Below are 497 nucleotides of genomic sequence, written 5' to 3'. Positions count from 1 at the left end.
GATTTCCGAAGCCAGCGTGCTGGTTTCGATGATCACGTCACCGACGTTATCGACCACATAGATATCGTTGCCGGCCCCGCCAACCATGGTGTCGGCTCCGATGCCGCCGTTGAGAAGGTTGCTGTCGCCGTTACCGATCAGGGTGTTGTCGAGGCTGTTGCCAAGCAGGCTGAATACGCCGGCCCCCAACACTGCGACGTTCTCAATGTTGTTCAGATTGCTCTGATTCAAGTCAATGGTGCTGGTCTGTGGCGTGGCATTGAAGGTGATCGACAGGGTGTCGGTGCCTTCATTGGCCAGTTCCTGAACCAGTGCCAGTTCTCCGAACTGGTCGAGACTGTAGGTATCGTTGCCTTTGCCACCGATCATGGTGTCCAGGCCAGCGCCGCCGTCAAGAACGTTGTTGCCATCGTTGCCGGTCAGCACGTTGTTCAGGCTGTTGCCGACCGCGAAGGTGTTGCCGGTACCGGTCAGCGTGATGTTTTCGAGGTTGGCGC

At 57.5% G+C, this 497-nt stretch carries 1 pseudogene; it reads right to left on the bottom strand.

From position 1 onward, the window contains the following. Nucleotides 1-497 (bottom strand): annotated as a pseudogene (locus tag M0814_RS29000) (serine 3-dehydrogenase); the annotation flags it as partial.

The sequence above is a fragment of the Pseudomonas sp. MWU12-2020 genome, assembly GCF_023100605.1.
In the GTDB taxonomy this organism is placed as follows: Bacteria; Pseudomonadota; Gammaproteobacteria; order Pseudomonadales; family Pseudomonadaceae; genus Aquipseudomonas; species Aquipseudomonas fluorescens_H.
The sequence above is the reverse complement of the archived record's forward strand: the minus strand, read 5'-3'. Positions and strand labels throughout refer to the sequence as shown.